Genomic DNA, 20850 nt, shown 5'->3' with positions numbered 1-20850 from the left:
TCTGTATGGGGGAGAAAATAGGGGTGTCTGTGCACCTGGACGTGGTTGCGGGCCGGTTCCGGCTGTTGGGGGCCGTCGGCAAGGGCAACATGGGAGAGGTATACCGCGCCGAGGACATACGGGAGGCCGAGGGCTCCGAGGACCGTGTGGTCGCGGTGAAACTAATCCTGCGCAGCCGCTCCGGCTTGGGTTTCGACCCCAACACCGACATCAAGACGGTCGAGCGGTTCGAGCGCGAGGTCCGCATCATGCGCAGACTGCGTCACCGCAACCTGCCCCGCACCGTCGACGGCGGCGTCGACTCCTCCGGCCTGCCGTACTTGGCCATGGAGCTTTTCGACGGAGAGTCCCTGCGCGACCTTATCTCCGAGCATCCCCAGCTCCACATCTCCTGGGTCGCGGCGCTGGGTGCGCAGATGGCGGACGGGCTGTCTGCGGCGCACCTCGCCGGCGTCATCCACCGTGACCTCAAGCCCTCCAACGTGATGCTGCTGCGCGGCGGCCTGGTCAAGGTTCTCGACTTCGGCATGGGTCGCATCGTCGGCGACACCGAGGGCGGCAAGGTCACCAGCACCGGCATGACGATCGGGACCGCCCGTTACATGGCGCCCGAGCAGTTTCGCGCCTCGGCGGTCACCCAGGCGGCCGACCTGTACGCCTTGGGCTGCATGCTGTTCGAGTTGCTCACAGGTGTTCCCCCGTTCCACAGCGAGTCCTCAATCGAGCTCGGCAACAAGCACATGAACGAGGTCCCACCCTCGGTGCGGCTGCTCCGCTCCGACGTACCCGACGACCTGGCGCGGCTCGTGCAGCGGCTGTTGGCCAAAGAGCCGGCCGACCGTCCGGCCGACGCCGTTACCGTCCGTGAGGCGCTGCTGCCGTTCGCCACGGGCCAGGTTCACGTTTCCGGATGGGACGACTTCGACCCGGTGCGCTACCTCGCGACCGCCCTGGCTGAGCCGCCCGCCGCGCCCGCCCCCGCACCTCGTCCAACCGGGTCCGGCATGGACGTCTTCGGCGTGCATCGCAAGCTCATCGAGGACTACCGGGCCTTCACCGAAGGCGGCACCATCATCCGCGACGACCGGATCAAGGCGTTCGTCGAGGAGGATCTGGACTCCAAGTCCCAGTGGCCCGACCCCTGGCTGTCACTTAACCCGTTCTTCGCCTCCGGCGGCACCGTCCTGGAACTGGTCAGGGACAAGGTGCTGCACGAGGAATGCGCGCGTGTCTTCCAGGCAGGAAAGACCAAGGACGGCACGGTGTGCGACGGCCGCCCACTCACCCTCCACCAGCACCAACTCGAAGCGGTCAAGACCGCCCAGTCCAGCGAGTCCTACGTCCTCACCACCGGCACCGGCTCGGGCAAGTCCCTGTCCTACATCGTGCCGATTGTCGACAAAGTCCTAAAGGACAGGGAACGAGAGGGACCCAAGGCACGCAAGCGGGTCCGTGCGATCATCGTCTACCCGATGAACGCCCTCGCCAACAGCCAGCGCGAGGAGCTCAGAAAATACCTGACCGACGGGTACGGCGAAGGCCACGAGCCCGTCACCTACGCCCGCTACACCGGCCAGGAGAGTGACGCCGATCGCAAGGCGATCCGCGACAACCCGCCGGACATCCTGCTCACCAACTACGTGATGCTGGAGCTGATGCTCACCCGCCCGGACGACCGCCGTTCCCTTATCAAGATGGCGGAGGGCCTGGAGTTCCTGGTCTTCGACGAGCTGCACACCTACCGTGGCCGCCAAGGCGCCGACGTGGCCCTGCTCATCCGCCGGGTACGCGAGGCGTGCCGAGCGGAGAACCTGCAGTGCGTGGGCACCTCGGCCACCATGTCCAGCGAGGGCACCTTTGCCGAGCAGCGCGAGACCGTCGCCCACGTCGCGTCCACCCTCTTCGGCACCGAAGTGCTCCCGGAAAACGTCATCGGCGAGACTCTGGTGCGTGCCACCGGCCAAGCACCCGCGACGGTCCCGGTCGAGCGGCTCCGTCTCCCCGGCTCGCCGAGCGCCTACGCCGACCTGGTGGCGGACCCGCTCGCCCGCTGGATCGAGGCACGCTTCGGACTCGCCCTGGACGACACCGGGCGGATCATCCGGCAGAAGCCCGCCAAGATCGAGGAAGCAGCGAAGGAGCTGGCCGAGAGCAGCGGGCTCAACGAGAAGATCTGCGTGGAGGCGATCCGCCACACACTGAAGGCCGGTTCGGAGGCCCGGCACCCGGTCACCGACCGGCCCCTGTTCGCCTTCCGGCTACACCAGTTCCTGTCCAAGGGCGACACCGTCTACGTCACCCTGGAAGACGAGCAGACTCGTCACCTGACCCGCGACTACCAACTCGTCCAGCCCGGCACGGACGGCAAGCTCCTGCTGCCGCTGGCCTTCTGTCGTGAGTGCGGCCAGGAGTACCTGACCGTGTGGCGCGAGGAGAAGAACGGCGTCACGACCTACGGCTCGCGCCCCGACACCGCCGCCACCGGCGGCCGGGCCGGTGACGGCTACCTCTACGTCAGCACCAGCCGCTCCTGGCCGTCCACTGTGGAACAGGCCATCGCCGATCGGCGTCTGCCCGACTCCTGGCTGGAAACCGATGATCAGGGCTGGGAGACCGTCCGCTCTTCCTACCGGGCCCGCGTGCCGAGCCTCGTCAGGGTCGACCCATACGGCGTGCAGGACCGCGGTGAACTGCTGGCCGCCTTCATCCCTTCGCCGTTCCTGTTCTGCCTGCACTGCGGAGTCAGCTACGAGCAGGTCAGGGGGAAGGACTTCGCCAAGCTCGCCCGGCTCGACCAGGAAGGCCGCTCGTCGGCGACCTCACTCGTGTCGGCCTCCATCGTCCGCTCGCTGAAGGAGGCGCCCCCCGCGGCGCTCAAGCCGGAGGCCCGTAAGCTTCTCACCTTCGTCGACAACAGGCAGGACGCCTCTCTGCAGGCCGGGCACTTCAACGACTTCGTGCAGATCACCCAGCTTCGCAGCGCGCTCTACCAGGCCGTCGCGGACGCGGGCGAGGAAGGGATCAACCACGAGGACCTCGCCTCCCACGTCTCCGACGCTCTGGGTCTCACCCCGACCGACTATGCCGGGGGCGCGGACCTGCCGCCGTCGATGGCCCGCAACGCCGCCAAGACCCTGCGCGACGTCATCGCTTTCCGACTCTACATGGACCTGGAGCGAGGCTGGCGGGTCACCATGCCCAACCTGGAGCAGACCGGTCTACTGAAGATCGACTACGAGGATCTGGACTGGCTCGCCGATCAGCAGGAACGCTGGTCAGACCCCGAGATCAAGGTCCACGCCGCGCTGCGCGACGCCGAGCCCGGCCATCGCGCCGAGATCATGCGGGCGCTGCTCGACGAGATGCGCCGGGCCCTGGCCATCGACGTGCAGTACTTCCGTGACGACTTCGACACGCTGCAGCGCGCCAGCGAGGAGCGTCTGGTCGATCCGTGGGTATTGTCGTCGAATGACAAGCCCCGGGTCGGCACCGCCTACCCGCGGGGGTCTCGGCCCGGGATGGATCGCTCAGGCCTGTTCCTCTCCGGCCGCGGCAAGTTCGGTAAGTACCTCAAGCGGGTCCACTTCTCCGACCTGTCCACCGACGACCTGCAGTTGATCATCGATAATCTGCTCAAGGTGCTCACCAAGGCCAGGCTGCTCACCGAGATCTCCGCCGCCCCACAGCGGACCGGTCGGTTCCGGGGGCCGTCCGCTCCTGCCATCACGGGTTACCGCATCTCGGCGGCGTGTTTGATCTGGCGGGCCGGTACTGGTGAAACCGGTTGCCATGATCCGCTGACCAGGACCTACGCCAGTGGCGATGGTCCCCTCGTCAACGCATTCTTCCGCGACCTCTACCGGGACACCGCCGGCGCCCTGGCCGGTCTGGCGGCCCGCGAGCACACCGCGCAGGTCGCCCCCGAAGAGCGGGAACGGCGCGAGAAGGCGTTCGGCAAGGCCGATCTGAAGCTGCTGTACTGCTCCCCGACGATGGAGCTGGGTGTCGACATCGCCGAGCTCAACGCCGTCATGATGCGCAACGTGCCGCCCACCCCGGCCAACTACGCGCAGCGCAGCGGCCGGGCCGGCCGGTCCGGGCAGCCCGCCCTGGTCACCACCTACTGCGCCACCGGCAACAGCCACGACCAGTACTATTTCCGCCGCTCCGAACGGATGGTCGCGGGCGCGGTCGCCCCGCCCCGTCTCGACCTGGCCAACGAGGACCTGGTCCGTTCCCACGTGCAGGCCATCTGGCTGGCCGAGTCCCGACTGAAGCTTGGCAGCGCCATCCCGCACATCATCAACGTCAGCTACGCGGAGGATGCCCGGTATCCCAATCCCGAGCTGGCTCTGCACAGCGACGTCGAAGCCAAGCTGCGGGATGCAGCGGCGCAGCGACACGCGGTCGCGGCGGCCCGAGAGGTCTTCGGCGGGCTGCTGACCGAGTTCGCCGAGACCACCTGGTGGCACATGCAGTGGATCGAGGAGACCGTGCGTAAGGCGCCGGAGGAGTTCGACCAGGCACTGAACCGGTGGCGCGGCCTGTTTCGGGCGGCCCTCGTCGACCAGGCTGAGCAGAACCGGCGCGTCCTGGATCACACTCTCACCGAGCGCGACCGGAAGATCGCCGTCAGCCGCCGCAAGGAGGCCGAGACACAGCTCGATCTGCTGAAGAACGAGAGCGCCGACAGCAGGTCCCTGCTGAGCGACTTCAACCCCTACCGCTACCTGGCCAGCGAGGGCTTCCTCCCCGGCTATTCCTTCCCTCGGTTGCCCCTGGCCGCCTACATCCCCACCACGGGGCGACGATTCGGAGACGGCGACTACGTCCAGCGGCCCCGGTTCCTGGCGATCCGAGAGTTCGGTCCTGGTGCCCTCATTTACCACGAGGGCGCCCGCTACCAGGTTACTCGCATCCAGTTGCCGCCGGACGCCACTGGCGACGTGGTCACCACGACCGCCAAGCGGTGCGCGGCGTGCGGCTACCACCACGACGCGCAGGAGCGCGCCGACCGATGCGAGGTGTGCGACGAGCCGCTGAACGATGTCACCTCGAATCTGCTCCAGCTCCACACGGTTTACACCAAGCGACGCGAGCGGATCTCCTCCGACGAGGAGGAGCGGCGCCGCGCGGGTTTCCGCCTGGTCACCTCCTACCGGTTCCAGGATCACGGGCAGCGGCCCGGCCGCCGGGACGCCGTCATCAAGGATCCGGCGGGGTCATTCGCCACCCTGTCATTCGGCGACTCGGCCACGGTCCGCATTTCCAACATGGGTCGGATCCGGGCCAAGGAGGGCGAGCCGGACGGCTTCTGGCTCGACCCCGCCGACGGACGCTGGATGAACGAGCGGGAGGCTGGTGAGGCGTCAGGCGACTCCGGCGAGATGCCGGTTGTCGACGCCGAGGGCAACGAAAAGCGCCGCCGCAAGCGAGTCATCCCCTACGTCCAGGACACCCGCAACATCCTGGTGCTGAAGCTCAACCAACCGCTGGACAAGCCGGTGGCCCTGTCGCTGATGTACGCGCTGGAGCGCGGCATCGAGGCCGCCTTCGAGCTGGAGGACGCCGAGCTGAACAGCGAGCTGCTGCCGCCCGACGAAGGTCCCCGCGACCGGATGCTGTTCACCGAGGCCGCCGAGGGCGGCGCGGGCGTGCTTCGGTTAATGCAGTCCGAGCCGGAGGCTCTGGCCCGGGCCGCCGCCGAGGCCCTTGCTATCTGCCACTTCACTCTAGACGGCGCCGACCGGGGCGGCCCGCATCCCAACCGGCCCTGTGCCCGGGGCTGCTACGAGTGCCTGCTGACCTATGGCAACCAGCTCAACCACGCCGCGATCGACCGCCACTCAGTCCGCGACCTGCTGCTGCGTTTCGCCGCCGGGCGGGCACTCACCGCCGGCCGGGGCGAGAGCCGTACCGAGCAGTTGGAGCGGCTGACCGCGCAGTCGGACACTATACTGGAAGGCCGGCTCATCGCCTGGCTCAAGGAGCAGGGGTTGCGGCTGCCGGACGAGGCGCAGACCTTCGTCGCCGAGGCGCTGGCCCGTCCCGACTACGTCTACCGGCTGCCCGGGGTCAACGTCGCGGTCTTCGTCGACGGCCCCGTCCACGACCACTCGATCGTCGCCGAGCGTGATCTCGACGCCGAGGACCGGCTGTTCGACAGCGGCTGGGACGTGGTTCGCTTCCCGCACGACGGCGACTGGTCCGCCATCGCCGCCCAGTTCACCCGCTACTTCGGCACAGCCATGCGAGGAAACTCCTGATGACCTACACGGCCGGTTCCCTGGTCTCCGCTCGCGGCCGGGAATGGGTGGTGCTTCCCGAGAGCGCCGCCGACATGCTCGTGCTGCGCCCGCTGGGCGGCGCGGACGACGACATCGCCGCCGTCTTCCCGGCGTTCGAGGAGGTCCGCAGCGCCGAGTTCGCGCCGCCGTCCCCCGCCGACCTAGGTGACTCGCTGGCCGCAGGTCTGCTCCGTACGGCGCTGCGCATCGGTTTCCGCTCCGGCGCTGGCCCGTTCCGGTCGCTGGCCGGGATCGCCGTGGAGCCTCGTGCCTACCAGCTCGTCCCGCTCATGATGGCGTTGCGGCAGCGGACCGTCCGCATGCTGATCTCCGATGACGTCGGCATCGGCAAGACCGTCGAGGCCGGACTCATCGCCGCCGAGCTGCTCGCCCAGGGCAGCGCGCGAAAGCTCGCCGTGCTCTGCTCACCCGCGCTGGCCGAGCAGTGGCAGGAGGAACTGCGCACAAAGTTCGGCATCGACGCCGAGCTGGTCCTGGCCTCCACCGTCTCCAGGCTGGAGCGCGGCCTGGACCTGGGCCAGTCGCTGTTCGATAGGCACCGGAACGTGATCGTCTCTACGGATTTCATCAAGTCCCCCCGGCACCGCGACGACTTCGTCAAGCACTGCCCGGACCTGGTCATCGTGGACGAGGCCCACACCTGCGTCGCCGCCGATGACAACACCTCCACGCAGAACCAGCTCCGCTACGAGCTGCTCCAGCGCGTCGCCGACCCCAGAGCCGACCGCCATCTGCTGCTAGTGACAGCCACCCCACACAGCGGTAAGGAGAGCGCCTTCCGTAATCTCCTCGGCCTGGTCCGGCCCGAGCTGGCCGAGGTCGAGCTCGACTCGGAGGCGGGCCGCCGCCTCCTGGCCCAGCACTTCGTCCAGCGCAAGCGAGCCGACGTGCGGCAGTTCCTCACCGTCAACGACGGCCTGGCCGACGACAGCCTGGCCGAGTCCACCGCGTTCCCCTCCGACCGCTACTTCAAGGACGAGACCTACAAGCTCTCCCCCACCTACCGCGCTCTGCTCGACGACGCGATCGCCTACGCCGGCGAGCGGGTAAGTGCCGCGGGCGACCGCGGCAAGCGGGAGGCGCGGATCGCCTGGTGGTCGGCGATCGCGCTGCTGCGCTCGATGGTCTCCTCACCGCGCGCCGCCGCCCAGACCCTGCGAACCCGGTCAGCCGCCGCGGCTGCCGCGACCGCCGAGGAGGCCGACAGGCTGGGCGCGCCGCTCACCAGCGACGCCTACGACAGTGACATCATGGAAGGGCTCGACGTCGCCCCGGGCGCGGAGATCGAGGACGCGGGTGCCCGCCTGGCCGAACTGGCCGACCGCGCGCAGGCCTTGGAGGGCACAGCGGCCGACCGGAAGCTGGCCGCCCTGGTCGAGCATCTGAAGGACCTGCTGAAGACCGGTTACAACCCGATCGTCTTCTGCCGCTACATTCCCACCGCCGAATATGTCGCCGAGCACCTGGAGGGAAAGCTCGGCAAGAAGACCGTGATTCGCGCCGTCACTGGCACCCTGTCCCCGCAGCAGCGTCTGCAGCGCATCGAGGAACTGGCCGAGGAAGCAGGTGACGACGAGAGCGCCCACCGTGTCCTGGTCGCCACCGACTGTCTGTCAGAGGGCGTCAACCTCCAACACCATTTCGACGCCGTCGTCCACTACGACCTTGCCTGGAACCCTACCCGGCACGACCAGCGGGAGGGCCGTGTCGACCGCTACGGCCAGAAGAAGGACATCGTCAAGGTCATCACCTTGTACGGCAGCGACAACGGCATCGACGGCAAGGTTCTCGAGGTCCTCATCCGGAAGCACCGCCAGATCCGCAAGGACCTGGGCATCTCCGTCTCGGTCCCGGACGTCGCCTCTACCGGGGTGACCGACGCGATCGTCGAGTGGCTGCTGCTGCGCAGGCAGAACCGCGAGCAGGAGGCCCTGTTCAGCTTCGACGAGATCAGTGACAGGGCGGCCAAGCTGGAGACTGAGTGGAACTCGGCCGCCGAGCGCGAGACGACCTCCCGCTCCCGGTTCGCCCAGCGCTCGATCCGTCCCGAGGAGGTCGCCCGCGAGGTCGCCTCGATCCGCGACACTCTGGGCCGGTCCGGAGAGGTCCGCGCCTTCGTACGGCGGGCTCTCGTGTCCCTCGACGGCATCGTCCGCGACGAACCGGACGGAGGCTTCACCGCGGACGTGAGCGGCGCCCCCGCCGGGCTGCGCGACGCGCTGGCCCCCGTGGTTGGCGGCGACGCCGTTGACCTGGGCCGTCCCGTCCCGTTCCGGTCGACACCCGCGGTGACGCGCGGCGAGGCCGCGCTGGTCCGCACCGACCCGGTGGTGGGCGCTCTCGCCTCCTACGTCCTGGGCGTCGCCCTGGACGCCCAAATCGACGAGCAGCCGGGCCGGGACCGCCCGGCCAGCCGTTGCGGCGTCATCCGCACCCGGGCCGTCACCACCCGCACCACGCTGCTGCTGGTCCGCTACCGCTTCCACCTCACGCTGCCGTCCCGCTCCGGCACCCGCCAGCTCGTGGCCGAGGACGCCCGCCTGCTCGCCTTCCAGGGCTCCCCCGTGAGCGCTGTCTGGCTGGCCGACGAGGAGGCGCTGAAGCTGCTGGAGGTGACCGCCGACGACAACACCGACCGGGTCTTCGGCGAGCGCACCATGGCCCGCGTGCTCGACGGCCTGCCTGCCACGGCTATGCATCTGGAGGAGTACGGCGAGCGGTTGCACGCCGAGCTGCTCGACTCCCATCGCCGGGTCCGCAGCGCCGCCGGTGAGATCGTCCGAGGCCTGAACATCGTCACGCAGAAACCCGCCGACATCCTCGGCACCTATGTCTACCTGCCCGTCTCCGACTCCGCTGCCGGAGGGAACGCCTGATGTCCGCCGTCGCCCGCAACCAGGTCTTCTCGGCCATCCACACCGTTGGCGGCCTCCTACCCGCCGACATGCTGACCCGCATCTCCGAGGGCAAGGACGTCAAGGGCTCCCTGCCCGCCGACTACAAGGTGATCGGCTCCCGCTCGGTCCGCGACGACGCCGAGCGCCACTGGGATTACCTCAAGTCGGTCTGGGCCGAGCTACGGCTGAAGCTCCCGCGCGTCCCGGAGGCCGAGACCCCCGCCGACCCGACCGGGCTGGCGATCTCGCAGTGGCTCGAACCGCTCTTCACCGAGCTGGGGTTCGGCGATCTCACCGCCGTCGGCCCGGCGGGCGTCACCGCCGACGACGGCGGCAAGACCTTCGCGATCAGCCACCACTGGAAGCATGTCCCCGTCCACTTCGCCGCCTGGAACGCCGACTTGGACAAGCGTCCCGGCGGCGCGGGCACCGTCCCGCCGCAGTCACTCGTCCAGGAGTGCCTTAACCGGACCGAGTCCCTGCTGTGGGGCGTGCTCACCAACGGCCGCCGCCTGCGCCTGCTGCGCGACTCCAGCGCCCTGGCCACCGCCTCGTACGTCGAGTTCGACCTGGAGGCGATCTTCGACGGCGAGTTGTTCAGCGAGTTCGTCCTGCTGTACCGGCTGCTGCACGTCACCCGGTTCCGTGTCGAGGAGGGCGAGGCGCCGTCAGCGTGCTGGCTGGAGAGGTGGCGCGCCGAAGCCATCGTCTCCGGGGCCCGGGCGCTGGAAGGATACCGGAACGGCGTCCAGAAGGCGATCACGGAACTCGGCACCGGCTTCCTCCGTCACCCGGCCAACGGAGAGCTGCGCCGGAACATCGACACCGACGCGTTCCACGCAGCGCTGCTTCGACTCGTCTACCGCCTGCTCTTCCTCTTCGTGATCGAGGATCGCGACCTGCTCCACCCGCCAGGAACCGACGCGGAGACGCGCCGCCGGTATGACGACTACTTCTCCTCCAACCGGCTGCGCCGTCACGCGAGCCGCCGGCGGGGCACCTCTCATGGCGACCTCTACCAGGCGCTCCGCATCGTCCTGGACGCCCTCGGCAGGGAAGAAGGATACGAACCCCTAGGCCTGCGCGGCCTGGGCGGGCTCTTCGACGACACCGATGCCGACGCCCCGCTGCGCGGTCTGTCCTTGGCCAACTCCCATCTGCTGGAGGCCGTCCGCCACCTCGACCGTGTCTGGGACGCCGACGCGTCCCGCTGGCGGCGTGCGGACTACCGCAACATGGGCGCGGAAGAACTCGGCTCGGTCTATGAGTCGCTCCTCGAGCTGGTCCCCCAACACAGCGCGGTGGACACCACCTTCGAGCTGGTCGACCGCCGCCTGGGCAATGACCGGAAGAAGACCGGCTCCTACTACACGCCCAGCTCCCTGATCGAGACCCTGCTCGACTCCACCCTCGACCCGATCATCGACGACGCGCAGAAGCGCGGCGAGCAGCAGGCCTCCGCCGAGAGCGTCCCGGACCCGGGCGGGCACATCATCGCCGAGTTGCTCGCGCTGACGGTCTGCGACCCTGCCTGCGGCTCGGGCCACTTCCTCGTCGCCGCCGCCCGCCGGATCGCCAAGCGGATCGCGGCCGTCCGCGAAGGCAACCCCGAGCCTCCCGTGGACGCCGTACGGCATGCGCTGCACGAGGTGATCGCCCGTTGCGTATACGGCGTGGACCTCAATGCGATGGCGGTCGAGCTGGCCAAGGTGTCGCTGTGGCTGGAGGCGATGGAGCCAGGTAAGCCGCTCAGCTTCCTCGACGCGCACATCAAGCACGGAAACGGCCTGATCGGTGCGACACCCGCGCTGATCCGAAACGGCATCCCTAGCAAGGCGTTCAAGGCGGTCGAGGGCGACGACGAGGCCTACGCCCGGTTCCTGGAGAAGCAGAACGAGCAGGAGCGCGCGGGGCAGGGCGGCCTGTTCGACCTCGGTACGGAGCCGAAGGTGGCCAACACCGCGTTCGCCGCCGGGCTGCGCCGCATCGCCGATGCCCCCGCCGACTGGCTCGTCCAGGTGCGGCAGCAGGCCGCCGAATACGGCGAATGGGCCGCCTCGGCCGACTATGTCCACACCAAGTTCGTCGCCGATGCCTGGTGCGCGGCGTTCATGTGGCGCAAGGCCCAGGACGCGCCACCCGCGATAACCGAGGAGGTCTTCCGTGCCCTCCAGGATCCGGCCGAATCGGCGGCCTCCGAGACAACCCTCAAAGAGGTCAAGCGCCTCCGCGACCAGTACCGGTTCTTCCACTGGCACCTGGAGTTCCCCGACGTCTTCACGGTCGCCGAGGATTCCGTCCCCGGGGTGGACCCGGCGAAGGGCTGGGCGGGGGGCTTCTCATGCGTGCTCGGCAACCCCCCGTGGGATCGAATGGAGTTCGAAGACAAGAAGTACTTCAGCGTAATCGAACCCTCGATTGCGGCAATTTCAGGAAAAGCTCGCGATCGCCGTATCCAGACCTGGTTTGCGGAGAATCCCTATGGAGCTATCAAGTATCACGTCGAGCGACGAAAACTTAAGACGACATCCTTGTTCGCAAGCGCTTCAGGCATCTTCCCCCTGTGCGCCAAGGCACTTGGCGGTGGCGTCACCAAGCTTCAGGTGGACCAGCTCTTCGCTGAGCATTTCACTAGAATCGTTGCATCTCATGGACGCGCCGGATGCATTGTTCCCACTGCGATCGCGACCAGCGCAGGCGGACAGCATCTATTCAGCGAACTCACAAGGCGGGCAGCCATTGCCGCGCTGTACGACTTCGAAAACCGCAAGAAGCTCTTCCCCGGAGTACACTCCAGTTACAAATTCTGCCTTCTCTCAGTGACGGGTCAAGGACTTCGCGAACCTGCCGCCACGCTTGCTTTTTTCCTCCATGATGTCATCGAGCTGGATGAGCCGGATCGTGTCATCAGCCTTACCCCCGCCGAGATCGCGCTCGTAAACCCCAACACAGGATCTCTCCCGATCTTCCGCACACGCCATGATGCTGACCTCACCCTAGCAATTCACAAACGTTTTCCGGTGCTAAGCAATGAAGCGCCGAACTCAAGCGATCCGTGGCGCATTGAGTTCAAATATCTCTTTCGAAATGCGAACGATGGCGATCTCTTCCGCACACGCGAAGAGCTATTCGAGGACGGCTGGGAGCTTCAAGCCAACACTTTTGTGCGCGATGACGAGCGAATGCTTCCTATCTACGAAGCTAAGATGGTTGATTTCTTCAACCATCGCGCAGCAGATGTCATCAAGAGCGAGACTGCGGTAAACCGCCAAAATCAGCCCCGCTACCTTACCAGTGAAGAGCTTCGCGACGCGGAACGCTTCGCTGTCCCATTGAACTGGATTAGCCAACGTGACCGGATTCCGACTCGAAGGAAAGGCAAGGAGGTTCATGTCGCAGGCCTCTCACCTCGTCTGAAGGAGGTGAATTGGGAGCACGACTGGCTATACGGCTGGTGTGATGTCACATCGTCGACAAACGAACGCACTGCTATCCCAGCGTTTATCCCGCGCACCGCAGCCGTACATACCTTTCCCGTGATGTTCCCGCGCGTCTCCCCTACACTGACTGCCACACTTGTCGCAACTCAGAGCGCGCTGATCTTCGACTTCGTAAGTCGCCAGAAAGTCGGCGGCATCCACCTGGCTCTCATGATCTGGAAGCAGCTTCCGGTTCCCACACCGCAAATGCTGCAACCGCACACCGCCTTCATCGTGCCCAGGGTCCTCGAACTCGTCTACACCGCCTACGACATGACCGGCATTGCCCGCGACCTCCACGACGCCGGCGCCCCCTTCCAATGGGACGATGACCGTCGTACACAGATTCGTGCCGAGCTGGATGCCTATTTCTTCCACCTCTACGGCATCGCCCGCGATGACGTCGACTACATCCTGGAGACGTTTCAGACGGAGAACGGTGGCCTGAAGCACAACGAGATCGCCAAGTACGGCATTTACCGCACCAAGGCCCTGGTCCTCACCGAATACGACCGCATGGCCGTAGCCGGTGTCAGCCTCACCGCCCCGCTCATCGACGGCGAGAACTACACCTCCACCCTGACCCCACCCCCTGGCCACGGCCCCCGTCATCCCGAGCAGTCGACCGCCCAGACCCCCGATGCGGCCTGCCGTACCGATCTCGAAGCGGAACCCGACGCCCCAGTGGCCCCGATCCCAGAGGTCTGTCCGGGCAGCGGCCAGGAAGGACGGCTGGAGTTCCGGGACGGGTGGGAGGAGTGGTGGGTCCACTGCCATGTCTGCGGGGCGCGATGGATGGGTGGCAGCACCGTACTTGCAACGCACGGCCCTCCGGGACCACGTTGATCGCGGTCACCTGGGGCTATCCCACTAACTGCGCCCATCAGACGATGACCACCTGACCCAAGCCGCCAGCCCGACCGGACACTGAGAGGGCCTGATGCCCAGCCCCTATCCCAAGTTCCAGATCCGTCTCCCCCACGGTGGCCCCATCGGGCACGGATTACTGCTGGAGGAGAAGGGGACGAACGGCAGCCAGAAGTTCATGGTCCGGGCCGGATCACCGGTCCGGCCCGAGGTCGTGCCGTCGTTCCCGATGCGGATGCCCGCCTCGCACAACCTCCGCCAGAGGCTGATTGACGAGGGCAGGATCGTGCCGTCCACGGCCTGGCCGGGCTACCTAGAGACGATCGAGGACATCGTCTGCAATTCCCCGTCCTCGGCCGCCGAGATCCTGGTCGGCCGCAGCTCTAACGGGTGGCTGGACTGGAAGACCGCCGACGGGCACCCGCTGTCCGACTTCCTCACCGCGTCCTGGTACGGCCCCAACCGCACCTGGCTGGTGCGCGGCTCCAACGTTTCCGGTGTGGACCTGGTCCAGCGGCTGTGGCTGCCCGAGAACCGGGTGAGTGTCGCGGCCGGTCGGATGCGCGACGGCGTCGAGCAGGGCATCAGCAAGGACCAGCTCCGCGTGTTCGTGGATGAGGACTACGAGACGGTCGCCTACAGCCAACGGATCCAGCTCGTCGAGGAGTTCCACGCCTTCCTGTCGAAGATGAAGCCGGGCGACACCGTCTGCACGATCTCCAACGGCCTGCTGTACGTTGGGGAGGTCACCGGCGGTGCCGAACAGGTCGCCTCAGAGGACGGCAGGTCGAACCTGCGCCGCCCGGTGGAGTGGCAGAGCGTCGGATACGCCTACGACGACCTGCCCGAGGAGCTCCAGCAGAAGCTGTCCATTCAGCATGACCTCGTCGATCTCACGTCGGTCGCGGCCCTGGTGGCGGGGCTGGGCCGCAGCGACGAAGAGCTGGCCGAGGAAGCGGGTTCCGGGGCGGGTGACGGGAGCGCGGAGCTCGCCGTCCTGGTGGCGCGTCGGGAGCTGGAGCTGCCCCAGCCGACCGAAGAACTGGCCAGCGAGCTACTGGTACACGATGTGGAGTGGCTGCGGGAGGTGCGTGACCTGCTGTGGGATGACCGGCAGCTTGTCCTGTACGGCCCGCCTGGCACCGGCAAGACCTTCCTGGCGCTCAAGCTCGCCGAGTTCCTCAGCGGCGGCCCCGAGCAGGTCAAACTGGTCCAGTTCCACCCCTCTTATGCCTACGAGGACTTCTTTGAGGGCTTCCGCCCCCAAGAGGACCCGCAGACTCGCGAGGTGGCCTTCCGCCTGACGGCGGGCCCGTTGCGGGAGTTGGCCGACCTGGCGTCGCGCGAGGGCAACAGGCACGTGCCGCACTTCCTCATCATCGACGAGATCAACCGGGCCAACCTGGCCAAGGTCTTCGGGGAGCTGTACTTCCTACTGGAGTACCGCAACAAGTCAGTGCGACTCACCTACTCCGGCGACGACTTCGCGTTGCCGCCGAACCTGTTCGTCATCGGCACCATGAACACCGCCGACCGGTCGATCGCGCTGGTGGACGCCGCCATGCGCCGTCGTTTCTCCTTCATCGAGCTGTCCCCCAGGCTGGAGCCGACCAGCGGCCTGCTGCGCCGGTGGCTGGAGCGCGAGGGCAGGGATGCCGAGCCCGCCGACCTGCTGGACGTCCTCAACTCCCGGATCACCGATCCGGACTTCCGGGTGGGGCCGTCCTATCTGATGAAGAAGGGCGTCTACCGCGACGGCGGTCTGGAGCGCACCTGGCGCACCAAGATCCTGCCGCTGCTGGAGGAGTACCACTACGGCGAGGACGGGAACATCGAGCAGCGCTACGGCCTGTCCTCGCTCCGCGCCGCCCTCACGCCGACGAGCTCCTCCACATGATGCATACCGCCTCGGCCAGGTCCGTCTCGCCGCCGGCCGCCGAACGAACCCCACCGCCCATAGAGCTCGCCGAGCACGCCTCCGCCAAGCCCATCCCCCTGGACGACGTCACGGGCCGGGCCCTGGCCGCCTCCGGACTGGTGGAAGTCACGCCGGACCCGTACCTGCCCGGCCACTGGCGGGTGAAGGCCGGGCGCAAGGTCGGCGTTGCCACCGTCACCGTGCCCGGCAGCCGAACGGTCACCGTGCGAATCACCCCCAAGACCCCCATCGCCCGGCTGCTGTTCCTGCTCGGCTACAGCCTCGACCCCAAGGGCTGGCGTAACGACGACGCCGACCTTGCGTCCGAGCCCGACCTACTGCCCGCGCTCGCCCGGCTATTCGCCCGTCAGGCCGAGCACGCGCTGCGCCAGGGACTGCTCCAAGGCTACCGCCGTACCGAGGAGACCTCCCTGGTGATACGCGGCCGGATTCTGGAGGGCGAGCAGATCCGCAGGCAGCACGGCAGGCTCATTCCAATTGAGGTCGCCCACGACGAATACACCACCGACATCACCGAGAACCGGCTGCTGCGCACCGCCAGCGACCGGCTGATGCGGCTGCCCACCATACCGCCCGCCGGGATCCCCACCGACGCACGGGCCTGCGTGCTGCGGCTGCGGGCCCGGCTCGCCGACATCACCCCGATCGGCTGCGGCCATGAGATACCCGCCTGGCGGCCTACCCGGCTCAACGCCCGCTACCACCGGGCGCTGCGCCTGGCCGAGCTGGTGTTGCGCGGCTTCTCTGTGGAGCACCGCACCGGCGACGTCACCGTCAGCGGCTTCCTCTTCGACATGGCCAAGGTGTTCGAGGACTTCGTCACCGTGGCCCTGCGCGAGGCGCTCGCCGACCAGCCCGGCCGATGCGCGTTCCAGGACGGCCAACACCTGGACGAGCACGGCCAGATCCGCATCGTCCCCGACTTCGTCCGGTATGCCGAGGACGGCACTCCGCTCGCTGTGGCCGACGCCAAGTACAAGGCCGAAGAACCCGATGGCTTCCCCCACACCGACCTGTACCAGATGCTCGCCTACTGCACCGTGCTCGGCATGTCCGAAGGGCACCTCGTCTACGCCAAGGGCAACGGGCCACACGCGGCCCACCGGGTCCGCCGGTCGGGCATCGTCATCCACCAGCACGCCCTCGACCTCGACCAGTCACCCGCCGGTCTCCTTGCCGGGATCCGGGATTTGGCGCTCCGGTTGGATTCATCTCTGATTGCGGCGGGGTGAAACCTGGTGGGGCTGCACGGAGATGCTCACACCCGGACGTCCACTGAGACGGGACTGGCCATGATCGATGGTGGCCGCTGAGGCGATCACCCACCCTATCCTGATGATCTGTCCCCCGCTTCCCTGGGAGGTACCGTGCCGCAGCTCGCCTTCGCCAACAGCTTCTGGGAGAGTTACGACGTCCTGGAGAAGCCGGTCAAGGCCGGGGTGCGCAAGGCGATGGCGAAGTTCCAGCAGCTCACGATCGCCGAGCTGTACGCCGATAAGGGCCTGCACCTGGAGTCGGTGGACCGGGCTCGCGACCCCCGGATGCGGACCATCCGGATCAACGACTTCTGGCGCGGCGTCGTGCTGGCCCCGGACGACGGCAGCGACACCTTCCTGCTGCTTAACGTCGTCCCGCACGATGACGCCTACACCTGGGCGGCCAAGCGCCTCTACACGGTCAACACCGCCACGCGCGCCCTGGAGGTCCGCAACGTCGTCGCCCTCGAACAGCTCACCCCTGCGCTGGAGCGAGCCGCCGCCGACGCGCCCACTCTGCTGTTCGCTGCCTGCTCCGACACCGTGCTGCGTAACCTCGGCATCGACGACCAGGTGTTGCGTGCCGTACGAACGATCATCAATAAGCAGCAGTTGGAGGCGTTCGGCGCGCTGCTGCCGGAGGACCAGTTTGAGGTGCTGCAGTATCTGGCCGAGGGTTTCTCACCCGAGGATGTCTACCGGGACGTCGTGGCCGAGCGGCGGCCGGCCGACGCGCCCGACGACCCATCGGAGAGCCTGGCGCGGGCCATCGCCAACACGACCAGTCGGATCACCCTCGTCACCGGGGCGGACGAGCTCGCCGACATCCTGGACAAGCCGTTCGCGGCTTGGCGGGTGTTCCTCCACCCGTCCCAACGCAGGGTCGCCTACCGCGTCTCCTACAACGGCCCGGCGCAGGTCACCGGTGGCCCCGGCACGGGCAAGACGGTGGTGGCGCTGCACCGGGTCCAGCACTTGCTGTCCCGGTCGCCGGACAGCCGGGTGCTGCTGACGACCTACACCAACGCCCTAGCTGGCATGCTGCGCGAAAACCTCTCCCAACTCCTGGAGGACGAGCGGCAGCTCGCCCGAGTGGAGGTCACCACCGTGGACGCCTTCGCCCACCGGACAGTCCGTGACCTGGCTGGGCGAGTTCCCACGGTGATCGGCGACATCGACGAGCGGCAGATCTGGCGGCGGATGCGCCGCCTTCTGGACCTGCCCTGGACCGAGCAGTTCCTGGCCCAGGAGTTCCGGCATGTCGTCTTGGCCCAACAGGTCAGCGATCTGGAGGCGTACCAGCGGGTCAACCGGCGGGGCCGGGGGACAACGCTAGGGCCCCGGCAGCGCGACCGTGTCTGGCGGGCCATGGAGGCATTCACTGCGGAACTACGGACCGCAGGCGCCATGACGCACCTGCAGGTGTGCGCGCGGGCGGCTGTACTGCTCGCTGGAGCCGATCTGACGGTGCACGGCTTTGACCATGTCGTCGTCGACGAGGCGCAGGACCTGCATCCGGCGCAGTGGCGGGTGCTGCGCGCGGCGGTGGTCGAGGGTCCGGACGACCTGTTCATCACCGGTGACCCGCATCAGCGGATCTACGACTCGCGGGTGTCTCTCGGCGCGCTCGGCATCTCCGTGGCGGGCCGCAGCAGCCGTCTACGGATCAACTACCGCAACACCGAGGAAATCCTCACCTGGTCGACCGGTGTCCTCGACGGTTCGGCTGTCGAGGACCTGTGCGGCGGCGGCCGGGACACCCTCTCCGGCTACCGCTCACTGCTGCATGGCAGGCGGCCGTCCGCCCTAGGGTATCCGACCGAACATGACGAGGTCATGGCGGTCGTGGCACAGGTGGAGGAGTGGCTGGGGCAGGGAGTGCGGCCGGGCGAGATCGCGGTGTGCACCCGGTTCAACATCCTGCTGGACAAGATCGCCGACCGGCTGGCCGCCGCGGGTATTCCCGCGGTCCGGGTGAAGGACCGCGCGGATGCCGACGGGGTACGGCTGGCGAGCATGCATGCGATGAAGGGGCTGGAGTTCCGCTGCGTCGCGGTGACCGGGGTGACCGCGCGGGCCTTCCCGTTCGCCAAGGAGGTCACGCCGGAGGAGGTGGACCGGATCCAGCATCAGAGCGACATGCTGCGGGAGCGGTGCGTCCTCTTCGTCGCATGTACGCGGGCACGCGAGGCACTGCACATTTCGTGGAACGGTACGGCCAGCCCGTTCGTCACCCAGGAGACTCCGGGGGGCGCAGGGCACCGCCAGTGAGAACGTCCCAGCTCTCCGCTAGCGAAGTCGGGAGTGATATACGGTCTTCCCTACCCTCCGCCTAGGTTCGCCCATGATTCGAGAAGGTTGAATTGTTAACAACGTCTCCGCTGAGAGAGCGAGCCTGCAGGGGACGGCTTGCCGCGTCCACTCGGTGATCTCCCGTTGGATGGTAGGGGCCGGCTCCGGAATGATCTACAAAGATGTCGGCGACATGGTCAATGCAGATATTGAACTTGCCCGCGCAATTCACGCATTCCGACAGATCGGAAACAGACTGGGTGAAGTGGATGCGCTTATCGAGCGCTCCGGTGTAGCGGTGCTCAATAATGATCCACAACTGGCGATTCGTCTCGCGAAGCGAGCTGCACAGGTGTCGCAGCTGATGGCTATCCCATCGGGGATAACAGAGAGTATGATGGCCCTTCACGCTGCCGAGCTCGCTCGAGAGAACAGGAAGGTCACAATTCAAAGTTTTACGAGCGGCCTCTCTTTCTACATTGACCTCGGCAAATACTAAGACTTAGTCGGTGATGTCGACAATCACCGACTAGCGTGAATCTCAGGTCTGTGAATCTCCGCCGCTACACAGGTTGAATTCGTAGAGGCCGTGGGGTCGTGACAGCTCGTTGTCGTCGCGGTACGACGGGGTCATGCGGTACGGGCAACGAGGAGGGTACACGCCCGCTGAGCAGGAGCGGCGTGAACGGTTACGGCTGGGTGCGGCCGAGCGGTTCGAGGCCGGGCAGAGCACGAAAGAGATCGCCCGGGAGTTACGGGTGCACGAGCGGACCGTGGGTAAGTGGCGTCGGGCCTGGAAGAGGGGTGGACGGGAGGCGCTGCGGTCCAAAGGGCCGGTGTCGAGGGAGAAGCTGTCACCTTCGCAGTGGGCGCGGCTGGAGGCCGAACTGCGGCGTGGGCCGCTGGCGCACGGTTTTGCTGATGACCAGCGTTGGACGCTGAGCCGGGTCAAGACGCTGATCGGGCGGCTGTTTCACGTCGGCTACACGGTCGAGGGGGTGTGGCGGCTGCTGCGCCGGCACGGCTGGTCGTGCCAGGTGCCGGCCCGCAAGGCCGCCGAGCGGGATGAGGAGGCGATCGCGGCGTGGAAGGCCGAGGTGTGGCCGCAGGTAAAAGAACCGCCGCGGACCTGGGCGCCTTCATCTGCTTTGAGGACGAGGCGGGTCAAGGGCTGAGGCCGCCGAAGGGACGTACCTGGGCGCCGCGAGGAGCCCGGCCTGTCGTTCATGTCCGCGGCCGGGGTAGCGGCCGGGTCAACATCGCGAGCGTGCTGTGTTTCCGTCCCGGGGATCGGCCGCGCCTGTTGTATCGGCTGCACGTGTATCGCGGTCGGCGCGGTGAGCCGAAGACGTTCGGCTGGCAGGCCTACCGTGACCTGATCATCTCGGCGCATCAGCAGCTCGGCGCGCCGCTGGTGTGGTGCTGGGACAACCTGAATGTGCACCTGGCCCAGGAGTTGGCGGACTTCGCCGCCGGCAACAAGGACTGGCTGCGTGTCTTTCAGATGCCCGCCTACGCTCCCGAGTTGAACCCGGCCGAGGGGGTGTGGTCGCTGCTCAAGCGCGCCATCGCCAACTTCTACGCCGCCGACCTCGACGCTCTGGTCCGCATCGTCAAACGCAAGCTGAAGAAGATCCAGTACCGGCCGCATCTGATCACAGGGTGCCTGACCAGCACCGGATTGACCATCGAACCCGTGTAATCACAAGGACAGCCTCTACGAGTTCAACCTGTGTAGCGGTAGTCCGTTGAATCAAGGTGGGCGGTAGAGGTGTATGCCTTGGCCTGCGGTAACGGCGTCGATGAGGGCTT

At 67.2% G+C, this 20850-nt stretch carries 9 protein-coding genes; all 9 read left to right on the top strand.

The window, feature by feature from the left end:
• Nucleotides 1–23 precede the first annotated feature (23 nt).
• The 9 genes from ACTMTI_RS53455 to ACTMTI_RS53415 all read left to right on the top strand — a co-directional run bounded on the left by ACTMTI_RS53455 (nucleotide 24) and on the right by ACTMTI_RS53415 (nucleotide 20740).
• Nucleotides 24–6266, top strand: coding sequence for a protein kinase domain-containing protein (locus ACTMTI_RS53455; RefSeq protein ID WP_441128780.1), 6243 nt, complete (start codon nucleotides 24–26; stop codon nucleotides 6264–6266).
• The gene (locus ACTMTI_RS53450) at nucleotides 6266–9184 is read left to right on the top strand and encodes a DEAD/DEAH box helicase (RefSeq protein WP_441128778.1); all 2919 of its coding nucleotides are present in this window, start codon (nucleotides 6266–6268) and stop codon (nucleotides 9182–9184) included. Before ACTMTI_RS53455 ends, ACTMTI_RS53450 begins: the two co-directional genes overlap by 1 nt.
• A complete protein-coding gene (locus ACTMTI_RS53445; protein WP_441128776.1) occupies nucleotides 9184–13530 on the top strand; it encodes an Eco57I restriction-modification methylase domain-containing protein in 4347 nt (1448 codons plus the stop codon). The genes ACTMTI_RS53450 and ACTMTI_RS53445 overlap by 1 nt, the downstream gene beginning before the upstream one ends.
• 94 nt (nucleotides 13531–13624) lie before the next feature.
• Nucleotides 13625–15448, top strand: a complete 1824-nt coding sequence (locus tag ACTMTI_RS53440) for a DUF4357 domain-containing protein (RefSeq protein ID WP_441128774.1) — start codon at nucleotides 13625–13627, stop codon at nucleotides 15446–15448.
• Nucleotides 15445–16722, top strand: a complete 1278-nt coding sequence (locus ACTMTI_RS53435; RefSeq protein WP_441128772.1) for an McrC family protein — start codon at nucleotides 15445–15447, stop codon at nucleotides 16720–16722. Before ACTMTI_RS53440 ends, ACTMTI_RS53435 begins: the two co-directional genes overlap by 4 nt.
• Nucleotides 16723–16857: 135 nt before the next feature.
• The gene (locus ACTMTI_RS53430) at nucleotides 16858–19017 is read left to right on the top strand and encodes a UvrD-helicase domain-containing protein (protein WP_441128770.1); all 2160 of its coding nucleotides are present in this window, start codon (nucleotides 16858–16860) and stop codon (nucleotides 19015–19017) included.
• Between the two features lie 190 nt (nucleotides 19018–19207).
• Nucleotides 19208–19537 (top strand): hypothetical protein, encoded by a 330-nt coding sequence (locus ACTMTI_RS53425; RefSeq protein ID WP_441128768.1) that lies wholly within the window; start codon nucleotides 19208–19210, stop codon nucleotides 19535–19537.
• Between the two features lie 133 nt (nucleotides 19538–19670).
• Nucleotides 19671–20213 (top strand): winged helix-turn-helix domain-containing protein, encoded by a 543-nt coding sequence (locus ACTMTI_RS53420; RefSeq protein ID WP_441128766.1) that lies wholly within the window; start codon nucleotides 19671–19673, stop codon nucleotides 20211–20213.
• Complete coding sequence (locus tag ACTMTI_RS53415) at nucleotides 20123–20740, top strand: transposase (RefSeq protein WP_441128764.1); 618 nt, start codon at nucleotides 20123–20125, stop codon at nucleotides 20738–20740. Before ACTMTI_RS53420 ends, ACTMTI_RS53415 begins: the two co-directional genes overlap by 91 nt.
• Nucleotides 20741–20850: the final 110 nt, after the last annotated feature.

This window comes from Nonomuraea sp. H19, assembly GCF_052068215.1.
GTDB lineage: Bacteria > Actinomycetota > Actinomycetes > Streptosporangiales > Streptosporangiaceae > Nonomuraea.
This window is presented reverse-complemented; position numbering and strand designations above follow the sequence as displayed.

Coding starts and splice junctions, on each gene's coding strand:
- ACTMTI_RS53420 (WP_441128766.1), top strand. CDS start 19,671: ATGCGGTACGGGCAACGAGGAGGGTACACGCCCGCTGAGCAGGAGCGG.
- ACTMTI_RS53435 (WP_441128772.1), top strand. CDS start 15,445: ATGATGCATACCGCCTCGGCCAGGTCCGTCTCGCCGCCGGCCGCCGAA.
- ACTMTI_RS53425 (WP_441128768.1), top strand. CDS start 19,208: ATGATCTACAAAGATGTCGGCGACATGGTCAATGCAGATATTGAACTT.
- ACTMTI_RS53440 (WP_441128774.1), top strand. CDS start 13,625: ATGCCCAGCCCCTATCCCAAGTTCCAGATCCGTCTCCCCCACGGTGGC.
- ACTMTI_RS53445 (WP_441128776.1), top strand. CDS start 9,184: ATGTCCGCCGTCGCCCGCAACCAGGTCTTCTCGGCCATCCACACCGTT.
- ACTMTI_RS53450 (WP_441128778.1), top strand. CDS start 6,266: ATGACCTACACGGCCGGTTCCCTGGTCTCCGCTCGCGGCCGGGAATGG.